We start from the raw sequence: 18,301 nt of genomic DNA on the forward strand, positions 1-18,301 counted from the left end.
CAGCCCCTTTAAACCTTTCACCACAATGATTAGTTAGGAATCATCTGAATGACACTTTCAATAATGACCGTTAAAATTGGAATGGCCATCGTGAGGATAATAATCTTTCCAGCCAATTCAATTTTTGAAGCAATTGCACCCTGCCCGGCATCTTTTGTTATTTGTGATGTAAATTCAGCAATATAGGCAATTCCAATGATTTTCAAAACTGTTTGTAAGTAAACCATATTCACATTTGCATTAACGGCCAATTGCTGAATCATTTGAATGATTTCGTAGATTTTATCTATCAGAAAAAGAAATATAGCGCTTCCGACAAATACAACAAGTAAGAAAGCTAAATTTGGCTTTTGTTCCTTGATGATCATTGCCAGAAATGCCCCAACCAGTGCAACACCCGTTATCTGCAACATTTCAATGGCTCATCACCCCAATATTCCTATTGAAATAAAAACACGGATTTAATTCGATCAATCAACTGACCTACCACCTGTGCCACATTAAATAAGATATAAATAAAACTCACCAATATGACCCATTGTGAATATTCCTTCTTGCCCACCTGATCAAGAATCGTATGAATGAACGCAACAATCAGCCCGACCCCTGCAATTTTAAAAATAATATCGATATCAATCCCCATAACCCACTATCCTCCCTCTCGCTACATCATTAAAATGGCAATGAGCAGACCTGCAAAAAACCCTAGACTTCTGGCCATTTTGTCGTATTTCACCTGCTTATCAACGGCATCTGCTTCCTCCCTCTCGAGATGAACCAATGCCAACTGAATTTGTTTTTGCTGGCTCTCCCGATCATGTCTACCTAATGTTTCTCCGAATTGGAGAAGGATATCTATTTCTTTTTGCTGTAGTTCTGATTGTTTTCGTACCACTTCAAGACTTTCACCCCATGCTGCCGACACAGATTGATTGGCTGAGCCGAGCCTGCCTGCAAAGTCCGAAAAAAGAATTGAAACTGGAGCAGGAATTTGTTTCGCCAGTGTTAATACCGCTTCTTTTAAGGGAGAATGCCCATACATAATTTCAGCTTCCAAAATTTGAAGTGCCGCTCGTAAATCACGGATATGTTTAGGTCTGGTGATTAATTTTTTAGAAACTTCAAAGCCGATAAGGGATGTAGCTATAACAATTAAAACTGCACCTAAAATTTTAATCATATTCTCACTCTTTCCCCATCAAATAGCACCTTGCCTGTACGATCTTTTATTTTTGATATACATCCTGGCCGATCTATTCTCTTGAGTTCCACAATTCTCTCAAAATTAGCTTCCTGTACGATGTTTTTCATGATGGGTCTGGCTAATATATCATCAAGCGAATGTCCATGCGCCGTTATAAAGAGCGTTATACCAGCGTTTACGGCTTCCATCATCGCCTCAGCATCTTCTATTCTTCCGATTTCATCGGCCACAATGATTTCCGGGCTCATAGATCTAATCATCATCATCATTCCTTCAGCCTTTGGGCAGCCATCAAGCACATCTACTCTGATACCGAAATCCATTTGTGGAACTCCTTGAACACATCCGGCAATTTCAGATCGCTCATCTACAATTCCCACTTTCATCGCACGGATCGGATAGGAGCGATCTCCACTGGAAGCATAGCGGGCTAGATCTCTTAAAAATGTCGTTTTCCCCGTTTGCGGCGGTCCGATAATCAGAGTCGATAGCCATCGATTATGATATAAATAACGAACCCATTCATTTACCAACCCCTTCTTTTGTCTGGCAATCCGGATATTAAAAAAAGTGATATCTCTAAGTCCCTTCACTCTTCCATTTTCTAGAATGACTCTCCCTGCTAAACCAATCCGATGTCCTCCCTGAACGGTTATATAACCGCGTTTTAACTCTTCCTCGAGCATATAAAAGGAAAACTGGCTGACTTTATTAAGAAATAAATCTGCATCCTCCCGTAATACAGGCTTATGCCCATACGTGATTCCATTTCCGAACATGACTTCAAGCGGTCTTCCAACTCTAATTCTTATTTCTTCAATTTCCCCTGGATTTTTGGCTATTTCTTTTAACTCAGCGCCAATAGCCGGAGGTAATAATTCAATGATTGAATCCATATCTCTCCCTCGCCTGGTCTGTCATTATTTAAAATGTATTCATGGACAGGCCGTTTATGACTTTTTTAGAAACAAACGCGCGGTTAAATGACTATAACCGTAAAATAAAAATCTCTTTAGATTCGGAAAAAAGGTATAGAGATAGAAGAATCCAGTAAATTAATTGGAATGGCGGAACTAAGGAAAGGTGGAATTGGATGACGGGGTTGTTCACTATATATTTTGGCTTAAACAAAAAACTCCCGGGAATTTACTCCCGGGAGTCTTTACACCTATTTATTAACCTCTTGATACATAAGATGCATCAGAAGTATTGATGATCAGTTTGTCACCTTCATTTACAAAGAAAGGAACTTGAACAGTAAGACCAGTTTCAACAGTAGCTGGTTTCGTACCGCCTGATGCTGTATCACCTTTGATACCTGGTTCTGTTTCAGTTACTACCAATGTAACAGTTGTTGGAAGCTGAACGCCAAGTGTTTCCGTTTGGAACATCATGATAGACACTTCCATGTTTTCTTTCAAGAATTTCAATTCATATTCGATTTGCTTAGATGACAATTCGATTTGATCATATGTTTCGTTATCCATAAACACATGATTATCTCCACTTGCATATAAGTATTGCATTTTACGGTTTTCGATATGTGCTTTAGCAACTTTTTCACCAGCACGGAAAGTTTTCTCCTGGATAGCACCTGTACGAAGATTACGTAATTTAGAACGTACAAACGCAGCTCCTTTACCAGGTTTTACGTGTTGGAATTCAATTACTTGCCAGATACCGCCATCCACTTCAATTGTTAAACCAGTTTTAAAATCATTAACAGAAATCATACAATATAGCCTCCTACAGCCTTATAAAATAAGTAAATCTTTCGTTGAATGAGTAAAGGTTTCGTTAGAATCATCCGTAATAAGGAGATCATCTTCAATTCTTACTCCTCCAACTCCAGGTAAATAAATACCAGGTTCACAAGTGACAGTCATGCCTTTTTCCAAAATAATATCAGATTTAGCAGAAAGTCCAGGACCTTCGTGCACTTCAAGCCCAATCCCATGTCCAAGGGAATGACCGAAGTATTCCCCATATCCTTTGGCAGCTATGATATCTCTTGCAAGAGCATCTGCTTCGCGACCTGTCATACCCGGTTTAATATGCTCCATTGCATACAACTGAGCTTCCAGGGTAACATCATAGATTTTCTTTAATTCATCAGTTGGGTTACCGACCGCCACTGTACGTGTAATATCAGATATATACCCATTATAAAGGGCACCGTAATCCATTGTGACAAAATCGCCTTTTTCTATTACTTTTTCTGTTGCAACACCGTGCGGCAATGCAGAACGTGCACCAGAAGCGACAATGATATCAAATGATGATGAAGTAGCCCCTGCTTTACGCATAAAGAATTCTAATTCATTTGATACTTCTATTTCAGTTAAACCTGGACGAATATACTCAATAATATGTTTAAATGCAGCATCTGCTATGTCTGCTGCTTCCTTTAATATCTTAATCTCTTGCGGTGTCTTAATCAAGCGCAATTTTTCAACAACATTGGAAACAGGAACAAGTTCACCTTCCACAACTTTTTCATATAACTTATAGGTCGCATAAGTAAGGTCATCCTGTTCAAACCCGATTTTTTTTGCATTCATTTCCTTCAATTGAGCTGCTATCTCATCTTGAATTGGTCCGCTATGTTTGACAATCTCAAATCCAACTGCCTGTTTACCCGCTTGCTCCACGTATCTAAAATCTGTAATAAATTTTGCATCCTTCTGGGAAATTACGACTACTCCCGCTGTTCCAGTAAAGTTAGAAATATATCTGCGGTTATATGGGTTTGTAATAATGATAGCATCAATATGTTCCTGACTTAATCTTTCACGCAATCTCTGAATTTTTTCCATTGAATAGACCTCTCCCTCATGATTAACTAGTCAATAAAGCACGTAACGCCAATTCATAGCCATTCAACCCAAGCCCTACAATTTGACCCTTCGTGACAGGGGCAGTGACAGATTGATGACGAAAAGGTTCTCTGGCATGGATATTTGAAATATGTACTTCTATTACCGGAACTGAAATAGAGGCGATCGCATCCCGTATCGCATAGCTGTAGTGCGTAAATGCCCCTGGGTTTAAGATAATCCCTGAAGCCGAGTTTGTTTCCGCCTCATATAGCCTATCTATTATCGCTCCTTCGTAATTGGATTGAAAACACACCAATTGCGCCCCGAGTTTTATAGACTGAGTCGCTAACGACTCTTCAAGATCTGCAAGAGTCGTTCTTCCATAAATCTCGGGCTCTCGAAACCCCAGATAATTTAGATTTGGTCCGTTGATTAAATAAATTTTTTTATCCATAACCAGGCTCCCGTGTTTTAAAGTGATACTTTCAATTTTAACACAAGAGTGAAAAATTCGACTACCTATTACTGGACGGAATCCACTTTTACTTTCTTTCCTTCCTCTGCCTCTAGTTTCCGTTCATGATATTCAAAACTAATGGAGTACCCGACAAATAGTCCGTACAAGACAAAGATACATAGTGTCGTTACAATGGTATCCGCTGATAGTTCCCCAACCGTTTTCATTCCTGGAAATAATGGCCTTAATACAAGGAATGAAAGACCCCACAGAGCAATCCCATAAACAATACCAATCCAATAAGATTGCATCTTACGAAAAATAAAGGAGTAAACATAAGCAAAGAGCATAGAAATAAGACACAGGCATAAAATTGACAGTACCACGCCCATCCACCCTTTAACAAAATCGGCTTTCACCCATGTGCGAAGAAGAAATGTTGGACCTATTTCCGTAAAATGAAAATAGTGACAGATTTGAAAAATCGCACCCCAAAGCAATCCTCCATAAAATCCAACTGAATTAATTACACCATAATAGCCCATCGGCTTTTTCAGCTTTTCTTTTGCTGTTTCCATATCCAATCACCTCACAACTGCTAGTATGTGCGAAATAGACAAAGTTCATAAGAGAAATGGAAACAATCACTAGTGAAATAGAGAAAAATTCTGTAGAATAGATAATATAGACAACTTAACCATTATGGAGTGATGAATAAATTGGATAATAAGCCAATCTACGGCGGACAGGCTGTATTAGAAGGTGTAATGTTTGGAGGCAAACATTGTACCGTTACAACCATTAAACGAAAAGATGGATCATTCGATTCCTATGCATTGCCAAAAACAAGCCATCCCCTGCTGATAAAATTAAAAAAGATTCCGTTTCTGCGTGGTATTGTGGCTTTATTAGAATCCAGTGCAATCGGCTCCAAGCATTTATCTTTCTCTACAGATCGATATGACGTTGACCCAGCAGATGACCATAAGATTGAAGAAGAAGAAACGTCTAAACTGGGTATGATTTTGGGCGTAGCAGGCATTGGGATTTTATCCTTTATACTCAGTAAATTACTTTTTACCGTAGTACCAATATTTTTGGCTGTTATTTTTAAGAGCATAGCACCCGGAGAAACAGTACAAGTATTATTAGAAGGTTTTTTCAAACTCACATTATTATTACTATATATCTATATCGTATCGTTAACACCGCTCGTAAAAAGAGTCTTTCAATACCATGGGGCAGAACATAAGGTTATCAACGCATTTGAAAGCAATAAGGAATTAACGGTGGAAAATGTTCGTAACGCATCTAGATTGCATTATCGATGCGGAAGCAGCTTTATTTTATTCACCGTATTTGTTGGAGTTTTTCTATATATGTTCGTTCCTTCTGATGTCCTTTATATTCGTATTTTAAACCGAATTGCCTTAATACCAATTGTCCTAGGTGTATCATTCGAAGTACTGCAGTTAACCAATAAAGTACGTAACGTTCCTGTATTGCGCTTTTTAGGTTATCCGGGACTATGGTTGCAGCTTTTAACGACAAAGGAACCAAGCGATGAACAAATTGAGGTAGCCATCGTATCATTTAACAAAATGCTCGAAACTGAAAATAACTACAAACAAGGTTTACTCGAAGAAAAAATAGTGTAAAGAATAATAAAAGAAAAATAATTTCCTTGCTTATTGTTTATTTTTTCCTAAATATGCCAATGATGCTCTTAAAGGAGGTGCTTTCTGTGAATCGTAAGAATTCGATGATTATTATTTATATCCTTCTTGGTTTCGCAGCTTTGGGGTTAATTTCCACTTTGATAAATAACCCGTTCGAACTAATTAAAAACGTACTCATTGGAGCCGCTGTTGTTGGGTTGATTTATTTTGTTATTACACGATTCAGGAATGGTAACTCGGGTGGAGAGTATCAGGCATACAGGAAAGCAGCCCGAAAAACAATCAAGAAGAAACGTAAACATGAAATGATTAAAACAAAAAGAAGCAAACATAATACACATGGATTAACTGTCATTTCTAAAGAACAGCTGATTAACAGACCTAAGAAAAAGTCAGATGTCAAACTGACTGTCATAGAAGGAAAGAAAGCACGTAAAAAAAACCGGGCCCTTTTTTAAAGAGTTCGGTTTTTTACGTGCTTTCGTTAAAGAACAATATATGATTGATACTTTAATCCTTATTTCACCTAACGGGTAAAATTAGAATAATAAGCTAGGGTGATTATAATAAAGGATAATCCATAAGTTATAGATTAAAAGTTTAACTGATAAATTGACTTATTTAAATTCTCCACGATACAACCATGGAAAAAGGCCATCTAAAAATCGTTCAGTTGCCGGCATAAAATAGGAACCATAATGATAGTCAGGATCAAGAGTCGTAATAATCCAAGTGCCCTTAGTTGATTGTTCATCTATATACAGTACAGATCCGCCATCATCCGTAGCTATAAGTGTGGTAGCATGCTCTGGTGGCCAAAATACTCCGTGTTGATGCCATGTTGAATCCTCAAGCGTAATATACTTAAAAAATTCATGGTCATCATTTTTAGTTACTAACCCACTATTTGCATTTTCTTCAAGCCACCACCAAAAATTCGTCTCGCGTTCTTCCCATTTTTGATTAGGGAGCCATTCCCATGGCTGTGGACCCATAGCCACAATAATACCGCCCTGATCAGCAAACTCATAGAACTTCTCTTTATTATCAAGCAGTATTTGACCATTTAATTGAGAAGGAACAATCAACACATCAAATCCTGTTAAATCAAAATCTTTCAATTCAAGCTGATAAATAAGAGAGTCTATGAATTGCGCATACTTTGGCTCATGAAAAGTTCTATAATGCGGCGCATGCCCGCCATAAATCACAGCTATTTTTCTCATTATGCCTCAACTCCTTTGGTGCGTACTATTTCCTTCTTAAGAACCTCTATAAATTGAGGAGTTATTTGATTTGTTGTGTTTTTCCGCTGACCATATCCTAATAAACTCCTGCCAGCATGAACAATAACTGTCCCATTCGTTGTTTCACGATCAATGTACGTAATGGCCTTACCATCTGTAAATGTTAGGCAAATCTCCGCATGTTTCGGTGGCAAATAAAAACCTCTTGCAAAGAAACCTGCAACACCCTTCGTATATACCATATCCTCTACTTTTACACCTTTAAAAATCGGTGAATCCTCAGGAACCTCTACTAGGTAATCCTGATGGCCGCGAATCTTCTTCGGCATCATTGGCGTACAGCCTGGCAGCCATTCTCTGAATAAGTGGCCACAAAAGACAACAATCTTTCCTTCGTTTAAGAATTGCTCTATTTTTTCTTTATGTTTATACAAATACTCCTGATCTGCAAAATCCGTAATAACCAAAACATTGTATGGAGCCAATTCAATGTTTGCAAACTCATATTCCATTAATTTAGTATGTTGACCGGATGATAATTCTGTTTTATAACCAAATGCATGATTCGGACATAGTTCCAGTATTTTAAGTTCCATTGTATCTCCTCCTTGTGTTGAGTAATCTAGCTTCAACTCCTAACTCCTCGAGTCATAAGTGTAGCCACTACAGGAGGAAAGATCACCTCCCTACGTGCCTCCTCTTATGCTTGTCGGAGCTGGGCAGTCGTTTCAGCTTTTTGCGCAATCTAGCTTCAACGGCTAGAAGCTCAGGACATAAGCATAGTCTCTGCGGAGGGCTACAGGACGTAGGTCACGAAGGCGTTGCCACACGATGTGGCGCTCTTAGCCTTTGTTCCTAAAAGCCTTCCCCTACGAGCCTCTGTCTTATGCTCTTCGCTTCTGGGCAAGCCGTTTCAGCTTTTTATTCAATCTAGCTTCGACTCCTAGGAGCTCGAGTCATAAGCAAATACTCTGCGGGGAAGAACTTTCCCTTCGAGTATTCGTCTTATGCTCTTCTCTCCTGTTCAGTCGTCTCAGCTTTTTATTTTCAAAGTAGTAGCATGCCTCTACTAATTTTTTTGTGTAGGGATGTGTTGAGTGGTTTAGAACTTGAGAAGGAGGTCCGCTTTCGACAATGGTCCCTGTCTCAAGTACCATCATTCGATCTGCTACATTACCGACAGACTGAATTCGGTGCGTAATGTATAAAACAGACATATGGAATTCAACCTGAAATTTCTTTAATAGGTTGATGATTAACTTTTCTGTTTGCGGATCCAGAGCAGATGTAATTTCATCGGCTATTAAAAGCTTAGGATTCATTAATAAAGCTCTAATAATAGCTAATCTCTGCTTTTGCCCACCGGAACATTGGCTTGGTTTTTTTGCTAATAATTCTGTTGGCAAGTCTGCCTTAGCCATTAATTCTTTTATTTTCTTTTTTATTAATTCCGGTTTTTCCTTTTTAAGGACAAGCGGTTCCATTAAACTTTTCTCCATTGTCCAAAACGGATTAAAGGAACGCTCCGGATTTTGGTAAATATATTGAATCGTACAACATGGCTCTTTTTCAACAAGTCCGCTTGTCGGTGATTGAATCCCCATAATGATTTCAGCCGTTGTAGATTTACCTGATCCTGATTCTCCTATCAAACAAATAAATTCATTGCACAAAATCTCAAAATTGATTCCCCGAAGCACATCCTGATTTTGGTAGCTTTTATTTACATCTTGAACTCTTAACATTCATTGCACTTCCTTCATCAGTTGTTTATCATTTAAACTAAACATCCGATCCGAGATTGCATACGCTACATCTAAATCATGCGTGATAAATAATAGACTGATCCCATGTGAACGGACTTTTTCCTCCAAGAGTTCCACTACTTCTTTTTTCAATATAGGATCCAGCGCACTTGTGCATTCATCTGCAATCACAAAAGCTGGTTTATTTACCAAAGAAAGTGCGATTAGAGCCCGGCTCAACATGCCGCCGGAGCACTCATGCGGATACTTGTCCAAAATGTTTTTATTTAACGCGACTTCCACAACACTCTTCTCAGCTTCCACAAGACTTATACCGGTTTCTAAAAACTGTTCTTTTATTTTTAATACTGGATTAAATGCCGCCCGTGCATCCTGATAGATAAATGAGCATGTTTTCCAGTAGTGCTTTTCTCTAAAGGATTTCTCGCGAACAGACTCACCGTCATATGTAACATCGCCAACCCAGTTCTCAGCCGGCAATAATCCGTACAAAGCTCTGGCTATCGTTGTTTTTCCACTGCCTGAAGGCCCAATCAAACTCACAATCTCTCCTCTTTTGATCGTAAACTCGATATTTTCAACAATAGTAGTCTCGTCATATGTAACCTGCTCCAAGTGACAATATAAATCGCGAGACTTGCCGGTCACTGGTGTTGTACCCTTTTGTTTCTTTGTTTTTGAAGACTTCTTCTGTTTATCTTCCAATAAGAAAGCAAGCGAAACCGATGTGATGAGCAGCATAATCACTGGCGGCAATACAATCCATGTCCATTGGCCAGTTAAGAAAATAGATGTTTGTGTGAAAGCCATATTTAACATGCTTCCCCAAGATATCACATTCGGGTCACCCAAACCTAGGAATGCTAAACCTGCTTCTGTCAAAACAGCAGATTGAAATGTCATCACGAATTTAGTCTTTATGATGGGCTGCAATTGCGGAAGAATATGAGATTTCAATACATAAAAAGAACTGCCACCAAACAGCGCCGATGCTTTTACAAATTCTCTTTCTTTTAATGTTAAAACAGAGGATCGAATAATTCTCATATAACCCGGCCACGATAAAAGACTTAAAATGATTACAAGCTGAATTACACCGGAACCCGTAAAAGCAACAACCAATAATATCAAAAGCAAATTTGGAAGCACTAATAAAATATTGGCCAGCCCGTTAATGAATTTATCGAATTTCGGCAAATATCCCGCTGCCAGTCCCAGCAATACACTTAAAACTGTCGAACACAGAGCAATACAAAGTCCAATTAAGACACTTGTACGGGTTCCATATAATAATTGGCTAAATATATCCTGACCTAAACGATTTGTACCCAGCCAATGCTCAGATGAAGGAGGTTCAAACAATCCTCCGCTATAATCCATTGCTGAATAAGGAGAAAGTAATGGACCAAAGAATGCCAACAGCATGACCACGGCTAAACAAAGTAAAGGGAACTTATAGAACTTTTTCAACATGTTTGCCCCCTCTAACACGTGGATCTAGTTTAGGATAAATAGAATCTGCCAGTGCATTGCAAATCAAAATCATAACAGCAAATAATAAAAACAGACCATGCATCAATGGGTAATCCCGTGAAAGAATGGACTCTTTTAATAACTGCCCAATTCCCGGGTAAGAAAATAACGTCTCTACAAAGATTGCTCCTGTAAAGGTGTAGCCAATTCTTATCATAATCAGAGTAAATATAGGTATTAAAACATTTTTAAACGCATGTCTGAAAACTAACCGGATTTCCCTGACGCCCTTCATCTTCGCAAATTCAATGTAAGGTGAGGAAGCTACCTGAATCGTTTCATTACGCACGAGTAAATAGATCCTTGTCAGGTTTACCATGGTTAATGTCACTATTGGTAAAATAGCATACTTAGCCGCATCATTAACTTTTACCCATATTGATTCGCTATCCATAAACGGTGTATGGGCTCCGCTCATTGGAAGCATATCCAGCATAACTCCAAACACAATAAGCAATAGCATACCGAATAAAAATTCGGGTAAAGCGCCAATTGCCAGCATTGTTGACATGAATGTTTTATCACCTTTTTTATGATGAACCCAACCCGATAACAGTCCTAAAAAAATACCAATTACAATAGATAGAACAGAAGAAATTCCGACAATCCATAGCGTGTAAGAAATATGGTCCATTATGATATCATTAACAGGCAATTTATAAGTATATGAAAATCCAAAATCAAACTGTACGATGCCAACTATATAATCAATAAATTGTTCAGCCATTGAATCATTCAGCCCATAATATTCAATCATTGAATTCTTTTGTTGCTCTGTTAAAGTTGCACCGCTTTCCTGCCCCTCTAAATATTCAAGAGGTCCCCCCGGCATTAGTCGAGGAAGAAAAAAATTTAAGAGAATCAAGATAAGAAGAAGAGAACCGTACAGCTTAAAAATTTTAATCATATTCAATAAACGCTGCCTTGTTATCTGTTAATGGAATTCCGTCTGAAATACCACCATATGTGTTAAACCATCCATCAAATACATTAGCATCATAAACAAAGTAGAACGGGCGATGGTAAATCACTAATGTAGGCAGCTCTTCAGCTAAAATATCCTGCATAGAATCAACTGTTTCGTTACGCTCTTCCCCTTCTTGAGACAGTTGTTTACTAGCCAACTCGTTAAATTCTTGATGATTGAATACAGCATTCCCAGCATATGCATTGCTTGCCTGACCAGAGAACCATAAGCGGAGGAAATCAGGATCCCCACTTAATCCAATGTGCCCTGTTAAAGCCATATCATATTTCCCTTCACTCATAGCAGTTGTAAAAGTAGCTGTATCTACTGTTTGAATTTGCAATTTCACCCCTACATCAGCAAGCATTGATCTCATTAATTCGGCTTCCTGAGGAGTAGAAGAAACCAGAAGTTTTAAGCTAAGCTCTTCTCGAACACCATTTTTATTTTTTTCATATCCGAGTGAATCTAACATTTCATTTGCTTGATCCACATCATAATCATATTTTTTTACATCTTCATTAAACCAATCCGAATCAGGTGGAATTACCCCTCCGCTACCAACAATGGTTTTGGAATTCCCCAATACTTTTTCTGCTATTTCACCTCGATTAAGTGCATAGGCAATTGCTTGACGTAGCCTTTTATCACTTAACTGTTCATTTTCCAAATTAAAAACAATACGAACTGCGCTTCCTGTTGGATTACTTTGAAGCGCTTTAAACCCTTGTTCTTCCATTTGCTTCACTTCTGTATAGTTATACGTCATGCCGCCGGTTATTTCCCCTTTTTGCAGGGAGAGCATTTTATTCTCTACATTCAAATATTGAACTTCCTTAACCGTAACATCACCTTTGAAATAAGCCTCATTTGCTAGGTAACGATAATTACCAGTCGAGCTGTTATAGCTATCAAGAACATATGGACCTGTACCTATTAATGCATTTTCTTCCGTATATTCCATTGGATTTTCGATTTCTGACCAGATATGCTCTGGTAGAATTGGAAGAATTCCGGCAATTTCAGTGATAAATGGGGAATATTCCTCGGTCAACGTAATTGCAACTTTGTGATTTGATATTTTCTTTAGTGAAGCTATTTTAGACATATCTGCATTCCACTGGAACGCATGTTTCTTAAAATAGTTATATGAAAAGACAACATCATCGGCGGTTAATGATTCTCCATCATGAAACTGCACATCTTTTTCTAAATTAAACGTGTATGTTAGCTTGTCCTCAGATACTTCCCAGGAAGATGCCAGCCAAGGAATTACCCCAGTCTCATCTTTCCAAGTAAGCGAGTCAAAAATGAAACTGCTGCGTAAATATCCTCCGGGACCATTTGAGGTAAATGTAAATGGAGATGGGAACCCACTATCTGCCCATGCAATCTTCACGGTCTTATTTTTTTCAGATGCCTTTGAATCTGTATTTGTATTTGGTGAAGTGCCACCACCTGAACATCCTGCGAGCAGGATGAATAATGATAGTAGTAAAAATGAAATCCTTTTCATCCATACAACTCCCTTTCAACATATGATGGTTCTTATCATATAACAGTTGATAATGATTATCAATATCATTATTTTAAAAAATTATAATCGTTTAATAAATGAGAAAAACGTCCTATACAAAATACACTATATAATGGAAAATATTACTAATATATAAAGAAAATGTTTTTATTTTCTCATTCAATTTATTATATCAACATATTCTTAACGTTTATAACTATTAAGAGCCACTCTTTTTGAGACAAAAAAAGCACCCTACTATTAGTAGATGCTACAAAGTGTACTTGTTTATTGTTTTATATCATCTGATTCGGTAAACCCAATCCTTAAGAAAATGCTTCGCCGCTTCTTTACCTTGATCAATTAATACTAGCCGCTGATTGTCAGAAATAGAAAACTCTATAAATCCCGCCTCTTTAATTGGTATAAACACAATGTTTTTAACGAATTTTCTTGAAATATATCTGGCATCATGAGCATTCCTCATCGTTTCAAATAAAGATGTAAAAAGTTCGATTGCATTATTGATATCACGCTCATGGACCACTGCTTGTTGTTTTTCTGGTACCAGCCTTAATCCCAGCACCGGTCTCTCAGCGATAACATTATCTTGATCAAACAGCCACATAGGAAAATTACTTAAAACCCCGCCATCTACGATAACCCTTTTCTCCCCTACCGTTCGAAGCGTAATCGGCTGAAAGAAAAAGGGGACAGAGCAGCTCATACGAATCGCTCTCGCCACTAAGAACTGATTGGGGTTTATATTATATTTTGGCAGATCATCCGGCAAAACCATCAATCTTCCATTTGTTAGATCAGATGCAATAACTCTCAATTGTTTATCAGCTAAATCTGCAAATGTCCTAATATTTTTCCTGGCCAATACCTCTTTAATCCATAGCTCCAAGGCATCCCCTTTGTAAAGTCCCATACTCCAATATAATTTGAGCCATTTGGCTAGTGGAAAATGTTTATTTTTTTTTGTTTCCAATAGCTTCGTTAATTTAACGCTTTTCATAATTTCATTAATTTCGCTCCCTGAGTACCCCGCTGCTATAAACCCGGCAATGATTGCGCCTGCACTTGTTCCGGCTACTCTTTTAAACCGATATCCCTGCTTCTCTAATTCAATTACTGCCCCAATAAGAGCAAACCCTTTTATACCTCCTCCGGAAAACACTCCGTCAATAAACAAATAAAACCCCTCCCCCCTTACTTACTCATTTTTAATCTGGGAGAGAGAGGTTTAGAACACATTAGGTAAAGTATTGTATTTCTGCATTCGGAAAGAACTCTTTGATGGAGTTTTCTATATGAGTTTTCAAAGCATTCGCTTCTTCATCAGGATAGACATATTTCCCTATACCGTATTTCCCCCATTTATACTTACGCTTCGTTTCATCCATCTCAAGCTTTGTCTTAGGATATCGTGCTTGAATAACTTTTTTTGCCGGCTTTGTAAAGCGATGCTGGATGAGTTCAAAGCTAATTTTCATCATGGACAGCTCTTCACCTAACGCATGCCTCAAACGATCAAATAATTCATAATATCCTTCTTCCCAGCCTTCATGCATATATATCGGAGCGACTATAAACCCAAGATGATATCCCGCTGCTGCCACTTTTCGAGCAGCCTCCAACCGCTCATCAAACGAAGAGGTTCCTGGCTCAAAATTTTTTATAACATAACGGGAGTTTATGGAGAAGCGGAAACTGGTTTTTCCATTATGTCTAGCATCAAGCAAATGATCGACATGATGAAATTTAGTTACAAATCGTAATCTTCCATATTCAGTACTGCCGATAAAATTAATCGTTTCCTTTAAGGAATGCGTGAGGTGATCAATACCTACTATATCGGAGGTACAAGCCGCCTCAAATCTTGTGATTTCCGGCGCTCTCTGTTCCATATATTTACTTGCCTGTTCAAAAATCTCTTCTAGATTCACGTACACTCTAATATAGGGCTTACTGCCAAGCGTTGTTTGTAAATAACAATAATGACAATGCCCCATACATCCTGTAGCCAGCGGGATCGCATACTCTGCTGAAGGCTTTGATGTATCAAATTTTAATGTCTTCCGTATTCCAATCACCATCGTGGATTTGGCGATTCGATATTTTTGCAGTTCATTATCACCGGGCAAATCGCGAATCTGATTATGGGATGTGGTTTGCCTAATTTCCACTGGCAGGCTCTGAAATTTTTCATATAAAGCCTTTCCTAACGGATATTCCAATGCTTTAGGTTCAAAATAAACTAATTGAGGAATAAATGGTTTCATGTTTTTCACCTACTTAACAGATAGTGTGTTCAGAAATAAAAAAAAGGATGGCGTTAATCTTTACCATCCTTTTTATCACTTATATCAATTTTTTATTTACAATCCACATTTAAGCTGAGCACCGCAGTTCGTACATGTATTGCACCCACCAAGTTCCTCCACTTTTCCTTGGCGGCAGACCGGGCAAGTATTTCCAACTTCGCTTCCGATTGTTACGCTTGTTGATTCAAGTGCATCAATTGTGTCGATAAGAACAACATGCTGCTTCGTATGTTGTGGCTGAGTGGATTGATCCGTATCGTTTTCAGCCTTTAACGTTAATACCTGTGTATCACGGCTTCCATCTACGTATACAGTTCCACCCTTAGCTCCGCCTTTATATAGACGCTCATACACTCGTTCTACTTGTTCAACGGAATATCCTTTCGGTGCATTTACCGTTTTACTGATCGAGCTATCAATCCAACGTTGGATAATGCATTGTACATCAGCGTGTTTCTCAGGAGTTAAATCCATTGCAGAAATAAACCATGAAGGTAGATTATTGCTGTCTGCATTAGGATTGCGACGTAAATACTCTTCTACTATATCAGCTTTCACTTCAATAAATTTACCCAAACGTCCGCTTCTGAAATATGTGAATGAGAAGTATGGTTCAAGACCTGTAGAAACACCTACCATTGTACCAGTGCTTCCAGTAGGAGCAACTGTTAACAAATGTGAGTTACGAATACCATATTTCATGATTCCTTCACGAATATGTTCAGGCATTTTTTTCATATACCCTGTATTAATAAAACGTGTGCGCAATTCTTTCGTTTCTTCCTCTGATTCACCAACTAAGAATGGGAAGCTGCCTTTTTCTTTCGCGATTTCAATAGATTCCTCATATGCTGCAGTTGCAATTGTTTCAAATACAATATCAACCAGCTTATTTCCTTCTTCGGAACCATATTCTTTTTCACAATAAATAAGCATATCATGCAGACCCATTACACCTAGGCCAACGCGTCTTTCCCCTAGAGCCTGTTTTTTATTGGCTTCAAGGAAGTATGGAGTCGCGTTAATAACATTATCCTGCATGCGCACGCCCACTTTTACCGTTTGTTTCAGTTTCTCCAAGTCCACTTGTTTGCGATCTTTATCTGTCATTTCAGCCAGATTGACAGCAGCCAAGTTACATACAGAATAAGGAGCCAATGGCTGTTCCCCACAAGGATTCGTCGCAACTACTTTTTGACCGTACGCTTTAGCGTTTGTCATATCGTTTGCATTATCGATAAAGAAAATGCCCGGCTCCGCAGAATAAGTCGCACAGATATTGATTAAATTCCATAATTCGCGAGCTTTAATTTTACGATATACACGCACAGCATAACCTAGTTTCTCCCATTCGCGTACATCACCGCAATCAGCCCATTTTTCATTATAGGCTTTCATATCTTCTTCATTATAGGACTCAACATCCGGGAATCGAAGTTCATATTCTCCGTCATTTTCTACAGCTTCCATAAATTCTTTTGTTAAGCACACTGAAATATTGGCACCTGTTAAAAAGTCTGGATTATGAACAGTATCATTTCCACCAGCGGAAAGTTTTTCTTCTGCTTCCTTAATGATTGCCTCATTAAATCCGCCAAACCCCGAGATGTTTTTATAATTGACTATGCCTTGATACATGGCTTCCTCTTGCATTGTGAGCGGAGTGAATTTCAATTTTTCAGATGCATGTCTACGAATTACTTCATCCTTGCTGACTTCCATTAAGAAGCGCAAAATTTTAGGATTTTGCATTTTTGAGATGATAAATTCTACGATATCCGGATGCCAGTCAGAGAGCATAATCATTTGAGCTCCGCGACGGGAACCACCCTGTTCAACTAAGTGAGTTAATTTTGCAATATCATCCAACCAGGATACTGCACCTGAGGATTTTCCGTTTACACCGCGAGCAAGCGTGTTTCTTGGACGTAAAGTGGAACCATTCGTACCGACACCGCCTCCGCGACTCATAATTTCCATCACATGTTTGCGATGTTCAGAAATCCCTTCACGGCTGTCATTAATAAATGGCATTACATAGCAGTTAAAGTAGGTTACTTCTGTTTCAGAACCGGCTCCATAGAGCACACGTCCTGCCGGGATAAAATTCGTTTGAACTAATTCATTATAAAATTTATCAAACCATTCCTTGCGTTTCTCTTCCGTTTTTTCAACTTCAGCCAAACCGCGTGCATTCCGTTTCGCAATCTGTTCATAATAAATTTCAAGTGGTTTTTCAATGACGTCGAGTGATTTACAAATCAGACCGGTTTTAATTTCATCATGCTTGTCCAAGGATGAGCGGAATTCTTCTTCAACCAATACATGTGCTTTCTTGGCTTCCCAATCAATATGTTGGATGTACCCAAGTCCACGGGCAGGAAATTTTGGGTCTTCTTTAATGGTAAGTACAACAAAATCTCCATTACTAAGTGTCATTTTTTCCGTATCTTTGAAGGAATAGCGATCTATCATCACAAGCCTTGAAACACCCTTATACGTCTTATTCATGTCTGGAGTAATCGGAAAAACTTGCGGAAATAGGGCTATATCTTTATTTAACCTTTCGACATTTATAGACAACTTGCGATTTGTTACAGTAGGCAATTTGATCTCTCCTTCAACCAATAATATTATCTCTTTTTTATTTATCTTTGTTAAGTTCTTAAATGAATATCTCTACGTTATCATAGGCTACATTTTAATTCAACATATAGTATTTGTATTTTTATAATTCATACCACATATAGTGTCTGGAGCATCTTCTGCTAAAATTGTCAATT

19 protein-coding genes are annotated in these 18,301 nt (G+C 38.3%); 2 read left to right on the top strand and 17 right to left on the bottom strand.

The annotated features are described in order from the left end of the window. Nucleotides 1-29 precede the first annotated feature (29 nt). From spoIIIAD to AC4G3O_RS04660, 8 genes are all read right to left on the bottom strand, one after another. Nucleotides 30-413, bottom strand: a complete 384-nt coding sequence (gene spoIIIAD, locus AC4G3O_RS04625; RefSeq protein ID WP_066104967.1) for a stage III sporulation protein AD — start codon at nt 411-413, stop codon at nt 30-32. Between the two features lie 26 nt (nt 414-439). Next, nucleotides 440-643, bottom strand: a complete 204-nt coding sequence (gene spoIIIAC / locus AC4G3O_RS04630) for a stage III sporulation protein AC (protein ID WP_049670184.1) — start codon at nt 641-643, stop codon at nt 440-442. A gap of 21 nt (nt 644-664) precedes the next feature. Then, a complete protein-coding gene (gene spoIIIAB, locus AC4G3O_RS04635; RefSeq protein ID WP_066104970.1) occupies nt 665-1,180 on the bottom strand; it encodes a stage III sporulation protein SpoIIIAB in 516 nt (171 codons plus the stop codon). Continuing rightward, nucleotides 1,177-2,100 carry a stage III sporulation protein AA gene (gene spoIIIAA / locus AC4G3O_RS04640; RefSeq protein ID WP_066104973.1) on the bottom strand — a complete coding sequence of 308 codons (924 nt, stop codon included), beginning with the start codon at nt 2,098-2,100 and terminating at the stop codon, nt 1,177-1,179. Before spoIIIAA ends, spoIIIAB begins: the two co-directional genes overlap by 4 nt. Before the next feature lie 279 nt (nt 2,101-2,379). Beyond that, nucleotides 2,380-2,937, bottom strand: a complete 558-nt coding sequence (efp, locus tag AC4G3O_RS04645) for an elongation factor P (protein ID WP_066104976.1) — start codon at nt 2,935-2,937, stop codon at nt 2,380-2,382. A gap of 21 nt (nt 2,938-2,958) precedes the next feature. After that, nucleotides 2,959-4,020 (bottom strand): M24 family metallopeptidase, encoded by a 1,062-nt coding sequence (locus tag AC4G3O_RS04650; protein WP_139892486.1) that lies wholly within the window; start codon nt 4,018-4,020, stop codon nt 2,959-2,961. 22 nt (nt 4,021-4,042) lie between these two features. Then, on the bottom strand, nt 4,043-4,477 hold the full coding sequence (gene aroQ / locus AC4G3O_RS04655) for a type II 3-dehydroquinate dehydratase (RefSeq protein WP_491135891.1): 435 nt from the start codon (nt 4,475-4,477) through the stop codon (nt 4,043-4,045). A gap of 68 nt (nt 4,478-4,545) precedes the next feature. Then, nucleotides 4,546-5,058, bottom strand: a complete 513-nt coding sequence (locus tag AC4G3O_RS04660) for a YqhR family membrane protein (protein WP_066104981.1) — start codon at nt 5,056-5,058, stop codon at nt 4,546-4,548. A gap of 132 nt (nt 5,059-5,190) precedes the next feature. Between AC4G3O_RS04660 and AC4G3O_RS04665 the strand changes: the two genes are divergently transcribed. Beyond that, nucleotides 5,191-6,138 (top strand): DUF1385 domain-containing protein, encoded by a 948-nt coding sequence (locus AC4G3O_RS04665; protein ID WP_066104984.1) that lies wholly within the window; start codon nt 5,191-5,193, stop codon nt 6,136-6,138. Nucleotides 6,139-6,224: 86 nt separating this feature from the next. Next, entirely contained in the window at nt 6,225-6,617 is a 393-nt protein-coding gene (locus AC4G3O_RS04670; RefSeq protein WP_077248061.1) for an SA1362 family protein, read from the top strand. Between the two features lie 159 nt (nt 6,618-6,776). Here AC4G3O_RS04670 and AC4G3O_RS04675 read toward each other — a convergent pair whose 3' ends face one another. From AC4G3O_RS04675 to AC4G3O_RS04715, 9 genes are all read right to left on the bottom strand, one after another. Further along, complete coding sequence (locus tag AC4G3O_RS04675; RefSeq protein WP_066104987.1) at nt 6,777-7,385, bottom strand: hypothetical protein; 609 nt, start codon at nt 7,383-7,385, stop codon at nt 6,777-6,779. Next, entirely contained in the window at nt 7,385-8,002 is a 618-nt protein-coding gene (locus tag AC4G3O_RS04680; protein WP_066104990.1) for a phosphate starvation-inducible protein PhoH, read from the bottom strand. The genes AC4G3O_RS04675 and AC4G3O_RS04680 overlap by 1 nt, the downstream gene beginning before the upstream one ends. A gap of 360 nt (nt 8,003-8,362) precedes the next feature. Further along, nucleotides 8,363-9,151, bottom strand: a complete 789-nt coding sequence (locus AC4G3O_RS04685) for an ABC transporter ATP-binding protein (RefSeq protein WP_148630103.1) — start codon at nt 9,149-9,151, stop codon at nt 8,363-8,365. After that, the gene (locus tag AC4G3O_RS04690; protein WP_187393458.1) at nt 9,152-10,642 is read right to left on the bottom strand and encodes an ATP-binding cassette domain-containing protein; all 1,491 of its coding nucleotides are present in this window, start codon (nt 10,640-10,642) and stop codon (nt 9,152-9,154) included. It abuts the gene before it with no gap. Further along, nucleotides 10,626-11,612 (bottom strand): ABC transporter permease, encoded by a 987-nt coding sequence (locus tag AC4G3O_RS04695; protein ID WP_139892494.1) that lies wholly within the window; start codon nt 11,610-11,612, stop codon nt 10,626-10,628. Before AC4G3O_RS04695 ends, AC4G3O_RS04690 begins: the two co-directional genes overlap by 17 nt. Next, nucleotides 11,605-13,188 (bottom strand): ABC transporter substrate-binding protein, encoded by a 1,584-nt coding sequence (locus AC4G3O_RS04700; RefSeq protein ID WP_066105003.1) that lies wholly within the window; start codon nt 13,186-13,188, stop codon nt 11,605-11,607. Before AC4G3O_RS04700 ends, AC4G3O_RS04695 begins: the two co-directional genes overlap by 8 nt. Before the next feature lie 301 nt (nt 13,189-13,489). Beyond that, nucleotides 13,490-14,386 carry a patatin-like phospholipase family protein gene (locus AC4G3O_RS04705; RefSeq protein ID WP_066105006.1) on the bottom strand — a complete coding sequence of 299 codons (897 nt, stop codon included), beginning with the start codon at nt 14,384-14,386 and terminating at the stop codon, nt 13,490-13,492. 61 nt (nt 14,387-14,447) lie between these two features. Beyond that, entirely contained in the window at nt 14,448-15,476 is a 1,029-nt protein-coding gene (gene splB, locus AC4G3O_RS04710; protein WP_066105011.1) for a spore photoproduct lyase, read from the bottom strand. Between the two features lie 96 nt (nt 15,477-15,572). Continuing rightward, nucleotides 15,573-18,125: a vitamin B12-dependent ribonucleotide reductase gene (locus tag AC4G3O_RS04715; protein WP_066105649.1), complete on the bottom strand. Its 2,553-nt coding sequence runs from the start codon at nt 18,123-18,125 to the stop codon at nt 15,573-15,575. Nucleotides 18,126-18,301: the final 176 nt, after the last annotated feature.

The sequence above is a fragment of the Bacillus sp. z14 (2026) genome, from assembly GCF_058313575.1.